This is a genomic window from Terrabacter sp. Root181, from assembly GCF_001428505.1.
Classification (GTDB): domain Bacteria; phylum Actinomycetota; class Actinomycetes; order Actinomycetales; family Dermatophilaceae; genus Terrabacter.
This window is the reverse complement of record NZ_LMHU01000001.1, coordinates 1,608,322-1,628,290: the sequence shown is the minus strand read 5'-3', so window position 1 is coordinate 1,628,290 and position 19,969 is coordinate 1,608,322. Positions and strand designations below refer to the sequence as shown.

Annotated in this window: 21 protein-coding genes; 5 read left to right on the top strand and 16 right to left on the bottom strand. The window is 71.5% G+C overall.

From position 1 onward, the window contains the following. Nucleotide 1: 1 nt before the first annotated feature. The 8 genes from ASD90_RS07600 to ASD90_RS07565 form a co-directional block, all read right to left on the bottom strand. Complete coding sequence (locus ASD90_RS07600; protein ID WP_157610757.1) at nucleotides 2–439, bottom strand: hypothetical protein; 438 nt, start codon at nucleotides 437–439, stop codon at nucleotides 2–4. Between the two features lie 217 nt (nucleotides 440–656). Further along, nucleotides 657–1,604, bottom strand: coding sequence for a tetratricopeptide repeat protein (locus ASD90_RS07595; protein WP_056753530.1), 948 nt, complete (start codon nucleotides 1,602–1,604; stop codon nucleotides 657–659). Between the two features lie 14 nt (nucleotides 1,605–1,618). Beyond that, nucleotides 1,619–2,554, bottom strand: coding sequence for a hypothetical protein (locus tag ASD90_RS07590; protein WP_056753527.1), 936 nt, complete (start codon nucleotides 2,552–2,554; stop codon nucleotides 1,619–1,621). Between the two features lie 225 nt (nucleotides 2,555–2,779). Next, the gene (locus ASD90_RS07585) at nucleotides 2,780–3,337 is read right to left on the bottom strand and encodes a GNAT family N-acetyltransferase (protein ID WP_056753525.1); all 558 of its coding nucleotides are present in this window, start codon (nucleotides 3,335–3,337) and stop codon (nucleotides 2,780–2,782) included. Next, on the bottom strand, nucleotides 3,330–3,644 hold the full coding sequence (locus tag ASD90_RS07580) for a thiamine-binding protein (RefSeq protein WP_056753523.1): 315 nt from the start codon (nucleotides 3,642–3,644) through the stop codon (nucleotides 3,330–3,332). The genes ASD90_RS07585 and ASD90_RS07580 overlap by 8 nt, the downstream gene beginning before the upstream one ends. 50 nt (nucleotides 3,645–3,694) lie before the next feature. Beyond that, the gene (locus ASD90_RS07575; protein ID WP_056753522.1) at nucleotides 3,695–4,711 is read right to left on the bottom strand and encodes a GNAT family N-acetyltransferase; all 1,017 of its coding nucleotides are present in this window, start codon (nucleotides 4,709–4,711) and stop codon (nucleotides 3,695–3,697) included. Nucleotides 4,712–4,766: 55 nt separating this feature from the next. Further along, nucleotides 4,767–5,732 (bottom strand): methylmalonyl Co-A mutase-associated GTPase MeaB, encoded by a 966-nt coding sequence (gene meaB / locus ASD90_RS07570; protein ID WP_056754640.1) that lies wholly within the window; start codon nucleotides 5,730–5,732, stop codon nucleotides 4,767–4,769. 19 nt (nucleotides 5,733–5,751) lie between these two features. Then, entirely contained in the window at nucleotides 5,752–6,957 is a 1,206-nt protein-coding gene (locus ASD90_RS07565) for an acetyl-CoA C-acetyltransferase (protein WP_056753520.1), read from the bottom strand. A 136-nt stretch (nucleotides 6,958–7,093) separates the two neighbouring features. Between ASD90_RS07565 and mce the strand changes: the two genes are divergently transcribed. Continuing rightward, on the top strand, nucleotides 7,094–7,534 hold the full coding sequence (gene mce, locus ASD90_RS07560; protein WP_056753518.1) for a methylmalonyl-CoA epimerase: 441 nt from the start codon (nucleotides 7,094–7,096) through the stop codon (nucleotides 7,532–7,534). 9 nt (nucleotides 7,535–7,543) lie between these two features. Here the strand turns inward: mce and ASD90_RS07555 are convergent, their stop codons facing one another. Continuing rightward, complete coding sequence (locus ASD90_RS07555; RefSeq protein WP_057587781.1) at nucleotides 7,544–8,332, bottom strand: polysaccharide deacetylase family protein; 789 nt, start codon at nucleotides 8,330–8,332, stop codon at nucleotides 7,544–7,546. A 61-nt stretch (nucleotides 8,333–8,393) separates the two neighbouring features. Beyond that, nucleotides 8,394–9,053 (bottom strand): DUF998 domain-containing protein, encoded by a 660-nt coding sequence (locus ASD90_RS07550; RefSeq protein ID WP_056753513.1) that lies wholly within the window; start codon nucleotides 9,051–9,053, stop codon nucleotides 8,394–8,396. 302 nt (nucleotides 9,054–9,355) lie between these two features. Here ASD90_RS07550 and ccrA point away from each other — a divergent pair, with 302 nt between their 5' ends. Then, nucleotides 9,356–10,696, top strand: a complete 1,341-nt coding sequence (ccrA, locus tag ASD90_RS07545) for a crotonyl-CoA carboxylase/reductase (RefSeq protein ID WP_056753508.1) — start codon at nucleotides 9,356–9,358, stop codon at nucleotides 10,694–10,696. 112 nt (nucleotides 10,697–10,808) lie between these two features. Then, on the top strand, nucleotides 10,809–12,221 hold the full coding sequence (locus tag ASD90_RS07540) for an AI-2E family transporter (protein ID WP_235506420.1): 1,413 nt from the start codon (nucleotides 10,809–10,811) through the stop codon (nucleotides 12,219–12,221). Here the strand turns inward: ASD90_RS07540 and ASD90_RS07535 are convergent. Further along, entirely contained in the window at nucleotides 12,218–13,222 is a 1,005-nt protein-coding gene (locus ASD90_RS07535; protein ID WP_082588579.1) for an NAD(P)-dependent oxidoreductase, read from the bottom strand. The genes ASD90_RS07540 and ASD90_RS07535 overlap by 4 nt on opposite strands. A gap of 44 nt (nucleotides 13,223–13,266) precedes the next feature. Here ASD90_RS07535 and ASD90_RS07530 point away from each other — a divergent pair, with 44 nt between their 5' ends. After that, nucleotides 13,267–13,845: a TetR/AcrR family transcriptional regulator gene (locus ASD90_RS07530; RefSeq protein ID WP_056753504.1), complete on the top strand. Its 579-nt coding sequence runs from the start codon at nucleotides 13,267–13,269 to the stop codon at nucleotides 13,843–13,845. Between the two features lie 83 nt (nucleotides 13,846–13,928). On the opposite strand, the gene ASD90_RS07525 is transcribed toward ASD90_RS07530, so the two are convergent. Continuing rightward, the gene (locus ASD90_RS07525) at nucleotides 13,929–14,237 is read right to left on the bottom strand and encodes a hypothetical protein (protein ID WP_056753499.1); all 309 of its coding nucleotides are present in this window, start codon (nucleotides 14,235–14,237) and stop codon (nucleotides 13,929–13,931) included. Between the two features lie 16 nt (nucleotides 14,238–14,253). After that, nucleotides 14,254–16,032 (bottom strand): 3-hydroxyacyl-CoA dehydrogenase family protein, encoded by a 1,779-nt coding sequence (locus tag ASD90_RS07520; protein ID WP_056754637.1) that lies wholly within the window; start codon nucleotides 16,030–16,032, stop codon nucleotides 14,254–14,256. Nucleotides 16,033–16,116: 84 nt separating this feature from the next. Here ASD90_RS07520 and nucS point away from each other — a divergent pair, with 84 nt between their 5' ends. Next, entirely contained in the window at nucleotides 16,117–16,812 is a 696-nt protein-coding gene (gene nucS / locus ASD90_RS07515; protein WP_056753497.1) for an endonuclease NucS, read from the top strand. Nucleotides 16,813–16,867: 55 nt separating this feature from the next. On the opposite strand, the gene ASD90_RS07510 is transcribed toward nucS, so the two are convergent. Genes ASD90_RS07510 through ASD90_RS07500 form a run of 3 tightly spaced genes read right to left on the bottom strand, consistent with a single transcriptional unit; the run spans nucleotide 16,868 to nucleotide 19,943 of the window. Then, a complete protein-coding gene (locus ASD90_RS07510) occupies nucleotides 16,868–17,551 on the bottom strand; it encodes a DNA alkylation repair protein (RefSeq protein ID WP_235506419.1) in 684 nt (227 codons plus the stop codon). Between the two features lie 5 nt (nucleotides 17,552–17,556). Beyond that, nucleotides 17,557–17,904: a hypothetical protein gene (locus ASD90_RS07505; protein WP_056753493.1), complete on the bottom strand. Its 348-nt coding sequence runs from the start codon at nucleotides 17,902–17,904 to the stop codon at nucleotides 17,557–17,559. A gap of 20 nt (nucleotides 17,905–17,924) precedes the next feature. Continuing rightward, entirely contained in the window at nucleotides 17,925–19,943 is a 2,019-nt protein-coding gene (locus ASD90_RS07500; RefSeq protein ID WP_056754634.1) for a protein meaA, read from the bottom strand. Nucleotides 19,944–19,969 lie beyond the last annotated feature (26 nt).

The window sequence follows — 19,969 nt, the reverse complement described above, 5'->3', positions numbered from 1 at the left end:
CTCAGAACGGCGGGGTCACTCCGCACGCCTCGAACGACCCGACGATCGCTCCGCCGTAGGCGTCGAAGAGGTGATCGATGCCCTTGCCGTCGCTGTGGAGCCACTCGTTCTTGTTCTTGGCCCCGATGACGCCGTCGCTCCCTCGGGCGCCCTTGACCATCAGCGTGAAGGTCAGCGGCGATCCGGTTGCGGAGTAGGCCTCGTAGATGCAGGCGCCGTCCTCCTCCGAATAGAGGCCGGCGGCCACGTCACCGGCAATCAGGTCCGCGATGGCGATCGTGACCCACGCCTGCGAGTGGCTGCCCGCACTGGCGTTCCCCTGCTCCGAACGACTGGCGTTGAAGCACTCGTGCGCCCAGGCCCCCACACCGGATCCGGCGACCAGCATTCCCGAGAGTGCGAGTGCGCCCATGGCGCGGCCTGCAACTCGTCCCATCATGATTTTCACCCTCCAGGCAACGTCCGCTCCCCGAGCGGCCCCTGTGGACCGAACGACGTCCTTCGATGGTGACCCATCCGGACACTGGCGTCAGCAGATATCCCGAATCGGTGGTCCGCAGCGGCCATCCAGCCGCGGCTGGATGGCCGTCGAAGAGCGGGCGACGTGGTGACATCCGTTCAGCCACGGCTGGATTGCCGGCCCGGCGCGCGACCGCTCAGAAGAGAGCGCTCATGAGCGACTTGCGGGCCTTGACGACCCTTTCGTCGCTCGTGCCGACCACCTCGAAGAGCTCGACGAGGTGCTCGCGAGCCGTGTTGCGGTCGGCGTCAGCCGTGACCCGCACGGTGTCGATGAGGCGCATGAAGGCGTCCTCGACGTGGCCGCCGAGCAGGTCCAGGTCGGCGACGAGGATCTGCGCGTCGACGTCGGTCGGGGCGGCGGCCGCTGCGGCTCGAGCCGCCTGGAGGTCGGCGCCCTGCGTGCGCTGCATGAGCCCGACCTGGGCGAGGCCGAGCTTGGCGTCGGTGTCGGCGGGGCTCTGCGCGAGAGCCTCGCGGTAGGCAGCGGCGGCCCCGTCGAGGTCGCCCGACTCGATGGCGTCGAAGGCCTGCTGGTGCAGCGGGGGCAGCGGCTGCTCCTCCTGCGCCTCGTCCGCTGCCGCCGGGGCGTCGTCGCCCACTGTGACGGTGCCGGTGACCCCGTGCTGCGCCGCGAGCTGCAGCACCTGGTCGATGACGGCCGTGACCTGCGCCTCGGGCTGCACGCCCTCGAAGAGCGGTACCGGCTGGCTCTGCACGAACGCGAAGCTCACCGGGACGGCCTGGACCTGGAAGGCCTGCAGGATCGTGGGGTTCGCGTCGACGTCGACGGTCACGAGCTGGAAGCGACCCGCGTAGCGGCGGGCCACCGAGCCGAGCGTCGTGACGAAGTCGGCCGACTCCTGCAGTCGTGGCGACCAGAGCACCATGACGACGGGGTGCCGGTCGGACGCGGCGATGACGTCGCGGATCGAGGCGTCAGTGCCCTCGATGACGAGGCCGGCACCGTCCGCGGTGGTGGAGGCCGCGCCGGAGGCGGGGCCAGCCGGCTGGGCCGGACGCTTGAGCGATGACAGGTCGACGGCACCGCGAAGTGCTGCTGCGGTGAATGGCTGGTGACTCATAGATCAATCCTGCCTCACCGACCCGAGCCGGCGACGAGCTGGTCCGATGCGGCGACGATGCGCGCCGGCCCGGACGCAGGGATGACGATGGCGACGATCTCGTTGGAGGTCAGGTTGGCCTCCGTCGTGATCTGCTTGATGCCGGTCAGGAGCGTCAGGTCCTTGGCCGGCGTCAGCTTGACGGGCGTCCGCATGGCGATGGCGTCGTTGCGCACGAGGTGGGCGAAGACGATGGCGCCGTTGCCGTCCTTGAGGCGCAGGCCGCCGAGGACGCCCTTGGGCTCGTGCTCCTGGGTGAAGGCGCCCTGGTTGTTGAGGGCCTGCGACTGGGCGCGAGCCGACTGGCGCAGCTGCTCCGAGAGCGGGTCGTCGGCCAGCACCTTGGTCGTCGTCGGGTCGGGGTACTTCACCGAGGCCGCGAACGCCGAGACGACGTCGTCGGGCTTGGCGCTGAGGCCCTTGCCGTCCGCGATGGCGGCCGAGCCGTCGCTCGTCGGGTCGAGGGCGTCGAGCTTGGCGTCCGGGAGCATCGGCGTGACGGCCGCCGCCTTGAACCCCGTGCCCGACGTGTCGCCGACGAGCAGCACGAGGACGGCGGCGCCGGTCTTCTTCAGGGTCGTCTGGGCGAGCACCTGGGCCGGGTTGTCCCCCGCGCGCGAGAGGGCGAGGACCTTGACACCCGTCGTGGCCAGCTCGGCATCGGCCTTCTCCGCAGCGGTCCGCCCCGGCAGCGTCTTGGCGTACGCGTTGGCGGACTGGAGCGCGGCGCCGACAAAGGCCTTCTGCCGTGCTGCCCGGCCTGCCGCCGTGGCGTCGAGCGACGACGTCGCCGCAGCCCTGACCGCCGAGGCTGCGGAGCTGTCCGCGACGTCCGCGGCGACCACGGGGGTGACGGAGACGCCGGTGCCGGCGGTGCCGTCGTCGGAGTTGCCGGTGCAGGCAGAGAGCATGGCAGCGCAGGCGAGCGCGGCGGCAAGAGCACGTCGACGAGTCGCGGTGCGGGGCATGGAAGAGCCTTTCGATGACACAGGGGGACCGGCCGATCACGCTCGGCCGCGACCCACGATACGCACGGACCGTGCTGCTTCCCCAATCCGCGGTAGCGGCTCGCCGAGGACATTTCCGGACACTACCGACGCGGATCGGGCACGGGCGCCCTCCCCGTGTCAGGCCGGTCACGTCGGGGTTCTGCGCCCTCTGCCCGTCATGCGCAGAGTGTCCTGCACCCGTCTGGCGCGACGGACCATCCGGATCTCCGGGGTGCCGGTCGCCGGGTGCACGTCACGCCCGCCCTCGTCGAGGAAGCCGCGGCGTGTGTAGAAGGCCCTGGCCCGTGCGTTGCCCTCGATGACCCAGAGGGTCGCGTCGCGGTCGCCCACGAGGCGGTCGAGCAGCTGGTCCGCCAGGCCGGTGCCACGAGCGCGCGCGGCGAGGTTGACGGCATACAGCTCCCACTCGGTGGGGGCGTCCTCGTCCCGGGTCGGGCCCGCACTGCCGAACCCGGCGAGGCGTCCCTGGGGGTCGACGACGACGAGCGTGCGCTCGGGCGCGTCCTCGGGCCGGGCGGCGCTCTCACGCCAGCGGTCCGCGCAGCGCTCGTCGCTCAGCCCGTCGAGGTAGTCCGCCGGCATGACACCGGCGTACGCGTCGCGCCAGACCGCCATGTGCACCCGGGCGAGCTCGTCGCAGTCCTCGGGCGCGAGCGGTCGGAGCTCCCAGTCGCCCTCAGTCATCCTGCTGACGGCCGAGCGCATCCTCGAGCCGATCGAGCTTGCCGTCGAGCTCGCCGGTCCAGCCCGGACGGATGTCGGCCTTGAGCACGAGCCCGACACGCGGCGAGGTCTCCGCCAGCACGTCGCAGCACTGCTTCACGACAGCCATGCACTCGTCCCACTCCCCCTCGATCGTCGTGAACATCGCGTCGGTGCGGTGCGGCAGACCCGAGTCGCGCACGACGCGGATGGCTCGGGCGACGGCGTCGGACACCGATCCGGTGTCGTCGGCCGCGACGGTGGGGGCGACGGAGAAGGCGATCAGCATGACCCCACCGTATGCCGCCGCCGTCCTCGTCGCCCGGCCGCCCCGGCTGCCTATCCGGCCAGGAAGGACTTCTTCATCGTGAGTGCCTCCTCGATGATGGCGAACCCCAGGTCCTTGTTGATCTGGACCATCCACGGGTTCTGCTCGTCGTTCATGGTCTGCACCGAACGGCGTTTCGGCGCAAGGCGGGCCAGCTCCCTGAGGTTGGCGACCTTGACCGCCATGCCCAGCCGGTGGCCGCGGTGCTCAGGCAGGACGAGCGTGCCCCACTGGAAGACGACGTGGGGGTCGCCGGTGGGCACGGACAGGTCCGTGTAGGCGGCGACGACGCCCGTCTCGCGGTGGACGGCGACGGCCGTGATGACCGTGCGCCCGGTGTCGCGCTGGTGGTCGAGCATCGTCTGGTAGTCCTCGACGGTCATCGACTCGGGCTCGAACTCGACGTCGCCCGTGGGGGCGTCGAGGATGAGCCGGTTCGAGGCGTCGCACACGCCCTGGCGGAGCTCGTGCGGCACGCCGTCGACGTACACGCTCAGCTCGTAGGCGTCGCCCATCGCCTCGGCGGCGCGACGCTCGTGGCGGTCCATGACCTGCGGCTCGACCGGCAGCGGGAGCGAGCGCACGATCTCGACGCTCGACACGGAGAAACCGCGCTGCAGGGCGAACTCGCGGTCCGCGTGCGACTGACGGTCGCCGACCGGTACGAAGACCTCGGCCAGCAGCATCTCGCGCCCGGCGGCCCTGGCCCGCTCCTCCAGCCACTCGACGAGGGCCGACCCGACCCCCTGTCGGCGGTGCTGCGGGTCGACCTCGACGTGCGACCAGCACTTGTCGAGGTTGTCGCGCTCGGGGAAGAAGACGAGGGCCCAGCCGACGGGCGAACCGTCGACGACGGCGACCGCGCCCTCCTGCCGCTCCCCCGGGAACTGGAAGCGCACCATCTTGAGGAACTCCTCCTCCGTGCGCTGGATCGGTTGCACGCGGGACACGGACTCGCTGCGCGTGGCCACGCCGAAGAGCTCCTTGAGCATGACGTCGTCGTCATGGTCGAGCGGGATGATGTCCATCCCTCGACGGTGACACCGCGGCGTCCGCGGCGCCATCGATTTACCGGGCCGCGCCTCAGGTGCCGAGCTGCTCGACGAGACGGTCGGCGGCGGCATAGGGGTCGGTGCGGCCGGCGAGGACGTCACGGGCCAGGGCTGCGACCCCCTCGTGTCCCCCGACGTGGCCGAGCCGGGCGCGCAGCGCCGTGAGTGCGATGGTCTCGATCTCGTCGGCCGCGCGGCGCTCGCGGCGCCGCACGAGCTCGCCGTTCTCCTCGAGGAAGGCGCGGTGCTTGTCGAGCGCGTCCATGACCTCGTCGATCCCGACCTTCTGTGCCGCAACGGTCTTCACGACCGGCGGGCGCCACAGACCCGGCTCGCTGCGGTCGCCCAGCGAGATCATGTGGCGCAGGTCGCGGACGGTCGCGTCGGCGCCGTCGCGGTCGGCCTTGTTGACGACGAACACGTCGCCGATCTCGAGGATACCGGCCTTCGCGGCCTGGATGCCGTCACCCATGCCGGGTGCGAGCAGCACGACCGAGGTGTCGGCGAGGCCGGCGATCTCGACCTCCGACTGCCCCACGCCGACCGTCTCGACGAGGACGACGTCGCAGCCGGCCGCGTCGAGCACCCGGATGGCCTGCGGTGTGGTGAACGACAGCCCGCCGAGATGCCCACGCGAGGCCATCGACCGGATGTAGACCTCGGGGTCGAGAGCGTGGTCCTGCATGCGGACCCGGTCGCCGAGGAGCGCGCCGCCGGAAAAGGGTGAGCTCGGGTCGACGGCGAGCACGCCGATGCGCAGGCCACGCTCACGGAAGGCGCCGACGAGCGCGGTCGTCGTCGTCGACTTGCCGACACCCGGGGAGCCGGTGAGACCGATGACCCACGCGTTGCCGCTGTACGGCGCGAGCGCCGCCATCACCTCGCGGAGCGACTCGTGGCCGTCCTCGACGAGGGAGATCAGCCGGGCGACGGCACGCGGCGAACCCGCCCTGGCCGACTCGACCAGGGCGGGGACGTCGACGGATCGGCGTGCCACGCGGAGGGTGCCCGAGCGATCAGGCGGACGCGGGGACGCGGACGATGAGGGCGTCGCCCTGACCGCCGCCGCCGCAGAGTGCGGCCGCGCCGACGCCGCCACCCCGGCGCTTCAGCTCGAGCGCGAGGTGCAGGGCGATGCGGGCACCGGACATCCCGATCGGGTGGCCGAGCGCGATGGCGCCGCCGTTGACGTTGACCTTGTCGATGTCGATCCCGAGCTCCTTGGCCGAGGCGAGGCCGACGGCCGCGAAGGCCTCGTTGATCTCGACGAGGTCGAGGTCGGCCGGCGTGATGCCCTCCTTCTCGCAGGCGCGGGCGATGGCGCGGGCCGGCTGCTGCTGGAGCGTCGAGTCGGGGCCGGCGACGACGCCGTGGGCACCGATCTCGGCGAGCCAGGTGAGGCCGAGCTCCTCGGCCTGCGCCTTGCTCATGACGACGACGGCCGCTGCGCCGTCGGAGATCTGCGAGGCGGAGCCGGCGGTGATGGTGCCGTCCTTGCTGAAGGCCGGACGCAGCCCGCCGAGCGAGGCCGTCGTCGTGTCGGCGCGGATGCCCTCGTCGTTCCTGAAGACGACCGGGTCGCCCTTGCGCTGCGGGATCGAGACGCTGACGACCTCGTCGTCGAAGAGGCCGTCCTTCCACGCCTTGGCGGCGAGCTGGTGGCTGCGCGCCGAGAACTCGTCCTGCTCCTCGCGCGTGAAGGCCTGGTCGCCCGTGTTGGCCTGCTCGGTGAGCAGCCCCATGGCCTGGTCGGTGAAGGCGTCCCAGAGGCCGTCGAAGGCCATGTGGTCGCGCATCGTCACGTCGCCGTACTTGTAGCCCTCGCGCGACTTCGTCATGAGGTGCGGCGCGTTGGTCATCGACTCCTGGCCGCCGGCGACGACGACGTCGAACTCGCCGGCGCGGATCAGCTGGTCGGCCATGGCGATGGCGTTGATGCCCGAGAGGCAGACCTTGTTGATCGTCAGGGCCGGGACGGTCATCGGGATGCCGGCGGCGTGGGCGGCCTGGCGAGCCGGTATCTGGCCGGCGCCGGCCTGCAGCACCTGGCCCATGATGACGTACTCGACCTGCTCCGGGGCCACGCCCGCCTTCTCGAGAGCGCCCTTGATGGCGACGCCACCGAGGTCCGATCCGGAGAAGTCCTTGAGCGAGCCGAGCAGCCGACCCATGGGGGTCCGGGCACCGGCGACGATCACGGAGGTGGGACGGTCAGCAGTCATGGGTGAAGCCTCTTCCGACGTCATTGGGGGTGTCCCGACAACTGTAGACGGGGCCCCGCGGGGCCCGCGAGGAGCATGACCAAGCGCACACGGCATACCCGTGCCGTGTGCCGTGACGCCGCCCTACGTTGGAAGCATGAGCGCGACTCCCGCCCCCCTCTTCACCCACATCGACCACGTCGGCATCGCCGTGCCCGACCTCGACGCCGCCATCGCCTTCTACGAGGGGACCTACGGCATGAGGTTGCTCCACGAGGAGACCAACGCGGAGCAGGGTGTCCGCGAGGCGATGATGGGCGTCGGCGACTCCGGGTCGTGCATCCAGCTGCTCGCGCCGCTCTCCCCCGAGTCGACGATCGCGAAGTTCCTCGACCGCAGCGGCCCGGGCATCCAGCAGCTCGCCTACCGCGTCACCGACATCGACGCCGTGTGCGCGACGCTGCGCGAGCGCGGCCTGCGCCTGCTCTACGACACCCCGAAGCGCGGCACGAGTGACAGCAGGGTCAACTTCATCCACCCGAAGGACGCCGGCGGGGTCCTCGTCGAGCTCGTCGAGCCCTCAGGCACCGCGCACTGACTCCCGATGTCAGCGCGGACGGCCGGCCGCGACGAGCTCCTGCACCGGCACTCCCCGCAGGCCTGCACCCCGGAGCCTCTCGAGAAGAGCCGGCAGGGCCTCGACCGTGCGTGAGCGGTCGATGTCCTGCGGGTTGGGGCCCACCACCCGCCCCCCGTCGTGGGCCAGGACGACATCCCCCCGACGAAGACCTGCACCGATCTCGTCGCCGGCGGCTCCCGGCCCGTCCCGCAGCGCCGACTCGAGGCACGTACTCCAGAAGACCGACCGGAGACCCAGGCCGCGCGTCGTGGCTGCGACCGCCCGGGACGTCCACCCACGTGGAGGGCGGACCAGCTCGGCAGCGCTGCGGTCGAAGGCCTGGACCGCAGCCGCGCCCCGGCGGAGCTGGTCGCTGACCGTGGCCTGGTCCACCCGGTCGAGCCAGAGATGGTCGTGCGTGTGGTTCGCCAGACGGTGTCCTTCCGCGACGATCCGCGCCGCAAGATCAGGATGCGCCTCGACGTTGCTGCCGACCGCGAAGAACGTCGCACGACATCCGAACTCGCGCAATCTGTCGAGCACGGCAGGGGTGTAGCGGGGATCCGGCCCGTCGTCGAAGGTCAGGGCCACCCACGGTCGCGTCGTCGCGACCCGGGTGATCCCGTGCGGGTCGACGTCGTGCCGGAGGGCCGGACTGTCGGTCTCGCGGCCCGGACCGCCGGGATGGAGCGCCTCGTCGACCCGTGGCCACGCGACGAGTGCGCACAGGCTCGCCGCGCCGAGCACGACCGACCGCCTCGATACGGTCTCGAACACGTCCCCTGACTGCACGGCGACAGTGTGACGCAGGCACCCGTGGGCGCGCAGGGTGTTGCGGTCAGGTCGCGGTCGGCTCGTTGACGTGTCGACGGGTCGAACGAGCCAGCGCCCAGGCGACGACGGCGAGCCACGGGTAGGTCGGCCACAGGGCGAGGCGCTCGAGCCCCCCGACCCACGTCGGGCTGCCGAGCAGCAGACCGAACGCGACGGCCGCCGCGAGCATGAGGCCGCCGAGAACGAGGCCCGACACGGCGACGGCCCGGGGCACGGCGCCCGACCTCCGCAGCGCCTCGGCGGTGGCGAGGACCGCGAGCGGCTGCAGGACGAAGACGGGCAGCGCCACGACGACGTGCCACCCCGGCCGGCGGTCGACCGGCGCGAGCCCGACGGCGGCCGCGAAGAGTGCCGAGACGACCCAGAGCCACACCGTCGCGAGCGCCCATCTGCCAGGACCGAGCCGGGGTCGCAGCAGGACGGCTCCCGCCGCCCGCAGGAGGCCGAAGACGACGAATGCCACGTCGAGGGCCACGTGCCCGGGCGAGCACACGTCGACGACCGCCCCCGCGTGTCCGGGGGCGCAGGTCAGCATCCCGAGCGCGCTGATCGTGTCGTCGCGGAGGCTGTACGCCGCCGAGGCGCCCGCAGCCACGAGCAGCTCGACGAGCAGGTAGCCCGGCTGCACGAGCCAGCACCCGAGACCCGCCGTCGTCCGTCGCACGCGCCGACCGTATCGGCCGCCCGCCGCACCAGCCCCGGCACCGCCGGCCCCGCGCGCGGATGGACCGGACCGTCGGACCGCCACCACGTGCGCGCGGGCGCCCGTCGACGCTCGCCGGCGACACGGCATACGACGTCGTGGCGGTCCGTCGGAGCGGCCGCCCACGTCGCACCGCCCTCGTGACCCAGGTCACCTGTGGTGGCCGTCTCAGAAGCGGCTACCCGCGGGTCACGTCTCGCTACGTTCGTTGGCACACCGCCCACGTTCGATTCACCAATGACGCTGCGACGTAAGGACCTTCAATGCAGGCCATCCGCGACGCCATCCTCTCCGGCGACCGCACCCAGGAGACCTACGCGAACATCGAGATCCCCGGGACCTACCGGGGCGCGACCGTCCACAAGGACGAGGTCGGCATGTTCGAGGGTCTCGCCACGCGCGACAAGGACCCGCGCAGGTCGCTGCACATCGACGAGGTCCCCGTGCCCGAGCTCGCGCCGGGCGAGGCGCTCGTCGCCGTCATGGCCAGTGCGATCAACTACAACACCGTCTGGACCTCGATCTTCGAGCCGGTCTCGACGTTCGGCTTCCTCGAGCGCTACGGCCGCATGTCCGAGTTCTCCAAGCGCCACGACCTGCCCTACCACGTCGTCGGCTCCGACCTCGCGGGCGTCATCCTGCGCACCGGCCCCGGCGTGACGAAGTGGAAGCCCGGCACCGAGGTCGTCGCGCACTGCCTGTCCGTCGAGCTCGAGGACGCCGAGGGCCACAACGACACGATGCTCGACCCGCAGCAGCGTATCTGGGGCTTCGAGACGAACTTCGGCGGCCTCGCCGAGCTCGCGATCGTCAAGGCCAACCAGCTCATGCCCAAGCCCGGCCACCTGACGTGGGAGGAGGCCGCCTCGCCCGGCCTCGTCAACAGCACGGCCTACCGCCAGCTCGTCTCCAAGAACGGCGCGGCGATGAAGCTCGGCGACCGCGTGCTCATCTGGGGTGCGTCGGGCGGCCTCGGCTCCTACGCCACCCAGATGGCCCTCGCGGGCGGAGCGACCCCGATCTGCGTCGTCTCCTCGCCCGAGAAGGCCGAGATCTGCCGCGCCATGGGCGCCGAGCTCATCATCGACCGCAACGCCGAGGACTACCGCTTCTGGAACGACGAGGGCACCGAGCAGAACCCGCGCGAGTGGCAGCGCCTCGGCAAGAAGATCCGCGAGCTGACCGGCGGCTACGACGTCGACATCGTCTTCGAGCACCCCGGCCGCGAGACGTTCGGCGCGAGCGTCTACGTGGCGCGCAAGGGCGGCACCATCGTCACGTGCGCGTCGACGTCGGGCTACATGCACGAGTACGACAACCGCTACCTCTGGATGAACCTCAAGCGCATCGTCAGCTCGCACTTCGCCAACTACCGCGAGGCGTGGGAGGCCAACGAGCTGGTCAACCGCGGGCTCATCCACCCGACGCTGAGCAAGACGTACACGCTTGACGAGGTCGGCCAGGCAGCGCTAGACGTCCACCAGAACGCCCACCAGGGCAAGGTCGGCGTGCTGACGCTCTCCCCCGAGCCCGGCCTCGGCGTCACCGACCCCGAGAAGCGCGCGGGCTTCGAGTCGGCGATCAACCGCTTCGCCAACCAGTGACCGGCGCGCACTCCGTCCCACCGACCTGCGGGACGCCTCGCGAGGTGTCCCGCGGGCTGACACGCCACGCTCGACCCGAGCCGCACGAGCCGCCTGACGTAGGCTCGCGGGCGTGAGCATCTGGGGACGGTGGACGCGGTACCGCCGCGCCCAGCGCGCCCGGATGGACGAGTTCCGGGCCCGCGACCTGGGCTTCGACGAGCAGGCCTCGCGGGCGGCGTACGGCGGGCTCGAGCCCTCCCGGGCCGATCAGCCCGATCAGCCCGATCAGCCCGATCAGCCCGATCACGCCCCGCAGCCCGAGCAGGACCTGCTCGCGAGCACCCTCCCGCTCGCCCCGTCGGACGCGGGACGGGGCACCGGGCCGCCACCCGGCGGTGACCTCCCGCCGCCCGGTCCCGTCGCGCCGGAGAAGGCACAGGCGCCGACCGGAGGAGGCAAGCGCGGCAAGGGCGCCCGCCGCGACTTCGGTCCGAGCGGCACCCCCTTCAACCGGCAGTCGCCCTTCTACATCGGCTTCGTCGGCGCCATCGGCGTGCTGACGGCGTATGCCGTCGTGCAGGCGGTCGGCCGGCTCGGCACGGTCATCACGCTGCTCGTCATCTCCTTCTTCCTCACACTCGCCCTCAACCCCCTCGTCGAGGCGCTGGCCCGTCGCAACCTCCGTCGCGGCTGGGCGGTCACCATCGTGTTCCTCGCCGTGCTCGCGGTCTTCGCGCTCGTCGGCTGGGTCGTCATCCCGCCGGTGGCCGAGCAGGGCAGCGAGCTCGCGACGAACGCCCCGCGGCTCTTCGACAACCTCCTGGCCAACCCGTGGGTGCAGGACGTCGACCACCGCTACCAGCTCGTCCAGCGCATCCAGGAGGAGGTCAACAAGCGCGTCGCCGACGGCAACCTGTGGGCCGGCGTCTTCGGTGGCGTCCTCGATGCGGGCAAGGTCATCGCGACCGGCGTCTTCAGCGGGTTGACCGTCCTCGTCCTCACCCTCTACTTCCTCGCGTCCCTCCCGGCGGTCAAGCAGGCGGCCTACGCCCTCGTGCCGGCCACCCGGCGCCCGCGGACCGTCTCGCTCTCCGAGGAGGTGATGCGTCGGGTCGGGTCGTACGCCATCGGCCAGGTCGCCGTCGCCGCGATCAACGCCTTCTTCGCCTGGATCATGATGAGTCTCATCGGGCTCCAGTTCGCGGCGGTGCTGGCGGTGCTGGTCGGCTTCCTCGGGCTCATCCCGATGATCGGCGCGACCCTCGGGGCGACCGTCGTCGCGATCGTCGCCTTCTTCGACGAGCCCAAGAAGGCGCTCATCGTCATCATCTACTTCATCGTCTACCAGCAGATCGAGAACTACGCCGTCATGCCGCGCATCATGCAGCGGACCGTGGCGGTCCCGGGTGCCGTGACGGTCGTCGCCGCCCTCGCAGGGGGCGCCCTGCTCGGCATCCTCGGCGCGCTGCTCGCGATCCCGTTCGCCGCGGGCGCGCTGCTGCTCTACGAGGAGGTCCTCGTCCCGCGCCAGCGCCGGCACTAGGAGCCGGCGTCCCCCGAGGGCGTATGCCGTGTGCCCGGGGAGGTGTCGTGCGGTGACCTCCCGGCCGGGCTGGGGTCGCGGCCCTCGAGGGCGGTGACGACGGCGGCCATGTCGAGCGCACCGAGCCCGGCGGCCTCCGAGGCGCGGAAGAGCTCGCGGGTCGCGTCGAGCAGCGGGCTCGCTGCTCCCACGGCCCGGGCCGCCTCGGCGATGAGCCGGGTGTTCGTGTGGACGTCGCGGACCGCGGCCTGGGCCTCGAAGTCGCGCGCCACGAGCTTGGCGAGCTTGACGGCCGACACCGCGCTCGCCATCGGACCGGAGTCGAGGGCCTGCCGGAAGACGTCGAGGTCGAGGTCGAGACGGTCGGCCAGGTGGTAGGCCTCGGCCAGCCCCGCGACCATGGTGCAGAGGTAGAGGTTGACGGCGAGCTTGGTGCCCGTGCCCGCAGGGACGGACCCGCAGCGCAGGACCTCGCGACACATCGGGGCGAGAAGCGGCTCGACACGGTCGAGCACGGTCGGTCGACCGGCGGCGAGGGCGACGAGCTCCCCGCGCTCGGCCGGGATGCGTGAGCCCGACACCGGCGCCTCGACGTAGTCGCCGCCGGCGGCCTCGACGTCACGACCCAGCCCCGCCGAGAAGCCGGGCGAGGTCGTGCCGAGGTGCACGACCGTGCGGCCCCGCACCATCCGGGTGAAGCCGTCACTCCCCCGCTGCAGGACCTCGTCGACGGCGGACGCATGCGCGAGCATGAGCAGCACGACGTCGCTGGCGTCGAAGAGTGCTGCGGGCGAGGTGTGCACCACGGCACCCAGCACTGCAAGGTCCGATGTGGGCTCCGGCGACCGGTTCCACACGGAGAGAGGGACACCCGCACGACGCAGGTTGGCTGCCATCGGGTGCCCCATGATGCCGAGACCGATGAACCCGACCCGAGCCTCCACGGCGACCTCCAGCCAGTCGTGCCTACTATGACGACCGTCATAGTAGCGGTGAATCATGACGACTGTCATAGTCGAGTCATCACCCGAGCACCGGAGGCGACATGTCAGCCAGCACCCGCGGACACCGCGAGCGCATCGTCTACGAGACTGCCCAGCACCTGCGCCGCGCCGGGGTCGGTGGCACGGGCCTGCGGCAGGTCGTCGCCGACGCCGGCGCCCCGCGGGGGTCGCTCCAGCACTACTTCCCCGGCGGCAAGGACCAGCTCGTCGGCGAGGCGCTCGGCTGGGCCGGCACCTGGGCTGCGGCACGCGTCGAGGAGCACGTCGCACGGATGCGGCGTCCGACCCCGGCGCGGCTCTTCGCGGCGATCGCCGAGGACTGGGCGGCCGACCTCGAGTCGCGTGACTACGAACGAGGCTGCCCGGTCGCCGCCGCGGTCGTCGACTGTGCGGACACCAACGCCACCGTGCGGGAGGCGGCGGCCTCGGCCCTGCAGACGTGGCAGCGCCCGATCGCCGCAGCCCTGGTCGCGATGGGCCGTGGCCCTCGACGGGCGCAGGCGCTCTCGACCCTCATGCTGTGCGCACTCGAGGGGGCCATCGTGCTCGCCCGAGCCCAGCACGACACCGCTCCCCTGCGCCTCGTGTCGCGCGAGCTAGCCCCTGTCCTCGACGCCTGAGCCCCTCACGCCCCGAAGCCCTCCGCGGTTCGATGTATCCGGCGGTCACGGGTGACCGCCGGATACATCGACCGGACGAGTCGTCAGCGGTAGGCGTTGCCCGGCGGACGAGCGTCGCGCCGCTGCCAGCACCCGGTGTGCCAGTGGCGCCGGTCACCGAGCCCGCCGACGCCCTCGGCCGGCCACGCGACCACGTGCGGCAGACCCGGCGGGATGTCCTGCTGGCAGCCCGGGCACAGGTAGTCACGGGTGGCGGACGCGCCGCTCACCGAGCGCACGGTCCAGCGCGTGCCGGCATACGACTCCTCGCGCGTCGAGCCACCCTGGATCCGCGTCACGTCGAGCGGCACGTGCTCGCGCGCGTGCTTGCTGGGACGACGACGCGAGGGCATGGCTCCAGCGTAGGTGTCAGGCGTACGTGCGGAAGCCCCGTCCCGTCTTGCGGCCGAGGTAGCCGGCGGTGACGAGGTGCTCGAGCAGCGGCGCCGGGGCGTAGCCACGCTCGCGGAACTCGAGGTAGAGCTCGCGCTCGATGGCGAGGGACACGTCGAGGCCGACGACGTCGAGCAGCTCGAACGGGCCCATCGGCAGGCCGCAGCCGGTCTTCATCGCGGTGTCGATGTCGTCGGCCGTCGAGTAGTTGGCCTCGAGCATCTTCACGGCGTCGTTGAGGTAGGGGAAGAGCAGGGCGTTGACGATGAAACCGGCCCGGTCGCCGCACGTCACGGCGTGCTTGCCCACCGTCGCACAGAGGGCCTGCACCGTGGCGACGACGTCGTCGGCGGTCGAGACCGTGTGCACGACCTCGACGAGCCGCATCACCTGTGCCGGGTTGAAGAAGTGCATCCCGATGACGTCCTGCGGGCGCGTGGTGGCCGCCGCGCACTCGACGACGGGCAGGGAGCTCGTCGTCGTGGCGAGGATCGCGCCGGGGCGGCAGATCTCGTCGAGGTTCTCGAAGAGCGCCCGCTTGACCGGGAGGTCCTCGACGACCGCCTCGACGACGAGGTCGACCTGGGCGAGGTCCTCGAGGCGCGTCGTGCCGCGCACGTGGGCGAGGGCCGCATCGCGGTCCTGTTCGGTGGCCTTGCCGCGCTGGACGGCCTTCTCGAGGCTCCTGGCGAGGGCCGAGCGCACGGCCTCGACCTTGGCATCGCTGCGCGCCACGAACGTCACGTCGAGGCCGGCCTTGGCGAAGACCTCGACCATGCCGGTCGCCATCGTGCCCGAGCCCACGACGCCGACCGTGCGGATCGAACGCGTCCCGGCCGTGGAGTCCGCCGGGGCCGCGGGCGTCAGCGCGTCGTCGACGACCGCCGAGCTGCCGGGCGCGGCGTACGTGTAGAAGCCGCGGCCGCTCTTGCGGCCCTTGAGCCCGGCGCTGACCATCTGCTTGATGATCGGGCTCGGGGCGTGCAGGCGGTCGCGGCCCTGCTTGTACATCGTGTCGAGGATCTCGTAGGCGGTGTCGAGGCCGATGAGGTCCATCAGGGCGAGCGGGCCCATGGGGTAGCCGCAGCCGAGCTTCATCGCGGCGTCGATGTCCTCGCGCGTGGCGTACTTGCTCTCGTACATCGCGACGGCGTGGTTGAGGTAGCCGAAGAGGAGGGCGTTGGCGATGAAGCCCGCCTTGTCGCCGACGATGACGGGCTTCTTGCCCAACCGCTCGGCGAGCGCCTTGACGTCCTCGAAGATCTCGTCGCTCGTGATGACCGTCTTGATGACCTCGACGAACTGGAGCACGGGCGCCGGGTTGAAGAAGTGCATGCCGACGACGCGCTTGGGGTTGATCGTGGCGACCGCGATCTCGGTGACGGGCAGCGAGCTCGTGTTGGTCGCGAGGATCGCGTCGTCGGAGACGATCGCGTCGAGCCTGGCGAAGATGTCCTTCTTGAGGTCGAGGTGCTCGGGCACGGCCTCGACGACGAGCTGGCACTCCTTGAGGTCGGCCATGTCGCTCGTGAAGAGGACCCGCGCATGGAGCGCGGCCTGGTCCTCGGCAGACAGCTTGCCGCGGGAGACGGCCCGGTCGGTCGAGTGCTGCAGGACGCCCTTGCCCTTCTCGACCGCCTCGTCGGTGACCTCCACCGCGACGACGTCGATGCCGTTGCGTGCGAAGACCTCGACGATGCCGGCACCCATGGTGCCGAGTCCGATGACGCCAACCTTGGTGAACTCACGAGCCATGGGTGGAGTCTCGCAGAGGGTGTGCGCCGCCCACACCCGCCCGGGGCGTGACGCTGCCCACGCGCGCTCCTCTAGGGTGGTCCGGTGCGTCTCGTCATAGCCCGGTGCAGCGTCGACTACGACGGTCGGCTCACCGCCCACCTCCCGCTCGCGACCCGGCTCCTCGTCGTCAAGGCGGACGGGTCGGTGCTCGTCCACAGCGACGGCGGCTCCTACAAGCCGCTCAACTGGATGTCGCCACCGTGCACCATGGCCGAGGTCGAGCCCGACGAGGGGCAGACCGCCGACGGCATCATGGCCGTCTGGCGGGTGCAGCACGCCAAGAGCGAGGACCGCCTCACGGTCCTCATCCACGAAGTCCTGCACGACTGGGACCACGAGCTCGGCGTCGAGCCGGGCCTCGTCAAGGACGGTGTCGAGGCCCACCTGCAGCGCCTGCTCGCCGAGCACATCCACACCCTCGGCCACGGCTGGTCGCTCGTGCGCCGCGAGTACATGACGGCCATCGGTCCGGTCGACATCCTCGCCAGGGACTCGGTCGGCACCAGCGTCGCGGTCGAGATCAAGCGCCGCGGCGAGATCGACGGCGTCGAGCAGCTGACCCGCTACCTCGAGCTGATGAACCGCGACCCGCACCTCGCGCCCGTGACCGGCGTCTTCGCCGCCCAGCAGATCAAGCCGCAGGCGCGCACACTGGCCGAGGACCGCGGCATCCGCTGCGTCGTCCTCGACTACGACGCCCTCAAGGGCATCGACGACGCCGAGTCGCGTCTCTTCTGACACACCGAGGGCGTATGCCGGGTGGCGGGCCCTCCGACCCGGCTCGCTCTCGCGGTCACACCCAGCGTGACCGCACCTGGGGCCCCAGCTTCTCGACGGCCAGACGCACGACGGGCCTCTTCATCTGCCCCGCGTGCTCGTCGAGGAACTCCGACACGCGCGCCGCGTCGTGGACGGCGGCGTGCTTGAGGAAGATCCCGACCGGCTTGTGCACCAAGGGATCCGGGTCGGCACAGAGCAGCGCTGCGACGTCGAAGCCCGCCTCGAGGTCGTCGGTGCCGAGGAACCCGAGGGGCGCCGTCATGGCGGTGCGCCGACGCAGCGGCTCCGGCGAGACGGCGAGGTCGTGCAGCAGGTGCTTGTCGCGACCGACGAGCCAGAGCCCGACGACCCGGGGCGCTGCGCGGTCGACCATGTCCCACGTCGTGATGCGGTCGTGGTGGCCGAGGTAGGTCCGCGCCAGCGTGCCCCGCTCGTGGTGGCCGGGACGCTTGCGCCTGGCCTTGAAGTCCAGGATGCACATAGCCGCCATGCGCGGCTCGAACGCCGGATGGGCCAGCAGCCGCACGACCTCGGCCAGGGGCAGGCCCGTGTGCCGCTTCGCGACGGCGAAGAGCGTGCCCATCCGCACCCCGAAGGCCTCCTCGTCGGGCGTGAGTCGCCCCCGCACCGCGGCGAGCGCGTCCGGGGATCGCTCGGCCTCGAGCTCGGCGACGACGACGTCGGCGGTCGCCGCCACCGCCATCAGGACAGGCCCTCGATCGGCTGTCGGGTGACCCCGTCGGCGTCGACGAGGAGCAGGACCGGGTCGGTGTCGTCGCCGCCGCGCACGACGACGACGGTCTCGCCGCGGTGCCGGTCGACGAGCTCCTCGAGGCCCGACGTGCCGTCGTGCAGGTCGCCGTGGCCGAGGTGCGAGGGGACGCCGAGGTCGTCGGCCAGCGACTCGACCGGGCCGGTGTCAGGGACGTCGTCGGCGGCATACACCGCCTGGACCTTCTCGAGGTGGATCGTCGAAGCGAGCCACGGGACGTCCGTGAGCGCCGGTGGGTTGACGACGATGATGCGCGCGGCGCACTGCAGGTCGCTCATACCTGCGACGCTACGCCTGCTCAGGCGGGCGCGGACTCGAGGGGTGCAAGACCACGTGCGGCACGGATCACACCGACCATCTCGCCCATGATGTCGTTGAGCCCGAAGTCCTTCGGCGTGAAGACCATGGCCACCCCGGCAGCCCGCAGCGCCGCGGCGTCGGACTCGGGGATGATGCCGCCGACGATGACCGGCACGTCGCTGGCACCCGCCTCGCGCAGCCCCCGGAGCACCTCGGGGACGAGCTCCATGTGCGAGCCGCTGAGGATCGAGAGCCCGACGAGGTGGACGTCCTCGGCGACGGCGGCCGCGACGATCTGCTCAGGGGTGAGCCGGATGCCCTGGTAGACGACCTCGAAGCCGGCGTCGCGGGCCCGCACCGCCACCTGCTCGGCGCCGTTGCTGTGGCCGTCCAGGCCGGGCTTGCCGACGAGGATGCGCAGCTTCTCGCCGAGCTCCTCGCCGGTGCGGGCGACGAGCTCGCGGATGTGGGACAGGGCGTCGCCGGGCTCGCTCGAACCGACCCCGACCGAGCCGGACACCCCGGTGGGGGCGCGGTACTCCCCGAACCGCTCGCGCAGCGCGCCCGCCCACTCCCCCGTCGTGACGTCGGCGCGGGCGCACTCGAGCGAGGCCGCCATGAGGTTGGCGTCCGACGCCGCGTCGGTGCGCAGGCGCTCCATGGCCGCCGCGGCCCTCGCCCGGCGCTCGGGGTCGGCGTCACGGGTCTCGCGCCACTCGCGTACGGCCTCGGAGGCGTGCCGCTCCACGTCGGCGTCGACGGTCTGGATCGCCGTGTCGAGGTCGGCCGTGAGCGGGTTGGGCTCGGTGGTCTCGAAGCGGTTGAGACCCACGATCACCGCTTCGCCGGACTCGATGCGACGGCGACGCTCGGCGTGCGAGGCGACGAGCGCCGACTTCATGTAGCCGGACTCGACCGCGGCGACCGCACCGCCCAGCTCCTCGACGCGGGCCATCTCGGCCTTGGCCCCCGCGACGAGCTCGGCGACCTTGGCCTCGACGACGACCGACCCGGCGAAGAGGTCGTCGTGCTCGAGCAGGTCGGACTCGTAGGCGAGCACCTGCTGCATGCGCAGGCTCCACTGCTGGTCCCACGGCCGCGGGAGGCCGAGCGCCTCGTTCCACGCCGGCAGCTGGATCGCGCGGGCGCGCGCGTCCTTGGAGAGCGTCACGGCGAGCATCTCGAGGACGATGCGCTGCACGTTGTTCTCGGGCTGCGCCTCGGTGAGGCCCAGGCTGTTGACCTGCACGCCGTACCGGAAGCGCCGGGCCTTCGCGTCGGTGACGCCGTAGCGCTCGCGCGTCAGCTCGTCCCAGAGCTGCACGAAGGCGCGCATCTTGCACATCTCCTCGACGAAGCGCACGCCGGCGTTGACGAAGAACGAGATCCGGGCGACGACGCTCGCGAACTCCTCGGGTGGCACCTGCCCCGAGTCACGCACGGCGTCGAGCACCGCGACCGCGGTCGACATGGCGTACGCGATCTCCTGCACGGGCGTCGCCCCGGCCTCCTGCAGGTGGTAGCTGCAGATGTTGATCGGGTTCCACTTCGGGATCTCGCGCACCGTGTAGGTGATCATGTCGGTGATGAGCCGCAGGGACGGAGCGGGCGGGAAGACGTAGGTTCCCCGGGAGAGGTACTCCTTGATGATGTCGTTCTGCGTCGTGCCGGCCAGGGCGTGCACCCACGTGGCGGGGTCCTCGCCTGCGGCCTCGGCCTGGCGCTCGGCCGCGACCTGGTAGAGCGCGAGCATCCACATCGCCGTCGCGTTGATCGTCATCGAGGTGTTCATCTCGCGCAGCGGGATCGACTCGAACAACGCCGCCATGTCGCCGATGTGGCTGATCGGGACACCGACCTTGCCCACCTCGCCGCGCGAGAGCAGGTGGTCGGGGTCGTAGCCGGTCTGGGTCGGCAGGTCGAAGGCGACGGAGAGCCCGGTCTGCCCCTTGGAGAGGTTGCGACGGTAGAGCGCGTTGCTCGCAGCGGCACTCGAGTGGCCGGCATACGTGCGCATGACCCACGGTCGGTCGGGCGTCACCC

Coding starts and splice junctions, on each gene's coding strand:
- ASD90_RS07505 (WP_056753493.1), bottom strand. CDS start 17,904: ATGAGCGACCTGCAGTGCGCCGCGCGCATCATCGTCGTCAACCCACCG.
- ccrA (WP_056753508.1), top strand. CDS start 9,356: ATGCAGGCCATCCGCGACGCCATCCTCTCCGGCGACCGCACCCAGGAG.
- ASD90_RS07530 (WP_056753504.1), top strand. CDS start 13,267: ATGTCAGCCAGCACCCGCGGACACCGCGAGCGCATCGTCTACGAGACT.
- ASD90_RS07580 (WP_056753523.1), bottom strand. CDS start 3,644: ATGCTGATCGCCTTCTCCGTCGCCCCCACCGTCGCGGCCGACGACACC.
- mce (WP_056753518.1), top strand. CDS start 7,094: ATGAGCGCGACTCCCGCCCCCCTCTTCACCCACATCGACCACGTCGGC.
- ASD90_RS07575 (WP_056753522.1), bottom strand. CDS start 4,711: ATGGACATCATCCCGCTCGACCATGACGACGACGTCATGCTCAAGGAG.
- ASD90_RS07595 (WP_056753530.1), bottom strand. CDS start 1,604: ATGAGTCACCAGCCATTCACCGCAGCAGCACTTCGCGGTGCCGTCGAC.
- ASD90_RS07565 (WP_056753520.1), bottom strand. CDS start 6,957: ATGACTGCTGACCGTCCCACCTCCGTGATCGTCGCCGGTGCCCGGACC.
- ASD90_RS07520 (WP_056754637.1), bottom strand. CDS start 16,032: ATGGCTCGTGAGTTCACCAAGGTTGGCGTCATCGGACTCGGCACCATG.
- ASD90_RS07500 (WP_056754634.1), bottom strand. CDS start 19,943: ATGCGCACGTATGCCGGCCACTCGAGTGCCGCTGCGAGCAACGCGCTC.
- ASD90_RS07585 (WP_056753525.1), bottom strand. CDS start 3,337: ATGACTGAGGGCGACTGGGAGCTCCGACCGCTCGCGCCCGAGGACTGC.
- ASD90_RS07535 (WP_082588579.1), bottom strand. CDS start 13,222: ATGATTCACCGCTACTATGACGGTCGTCATAGTAGGCACGACTGGCTG.
- ASD90_RS07590 (WP_056753527.1), bottom strand. CDS start 2,554: ATGCTCTCTGCCTGCACCGGCAACTCCGACGACGGCACCGCCGGCACC.
- ASD90_RS07600 (WP_157610757.1), bottom strand. CDS start 439: ATGATGGGACGAGTTGCAGGCCGCGCCATGGGCGCACTCGCACTCTCG.
- ASD90_RS07525 (WP_056753499.1), bottom strand. CDS start 14,237: ATGCCCTCGCGTCGTCGTCCCAGCAAGCACGCGCGCGAGCACGTGCCG.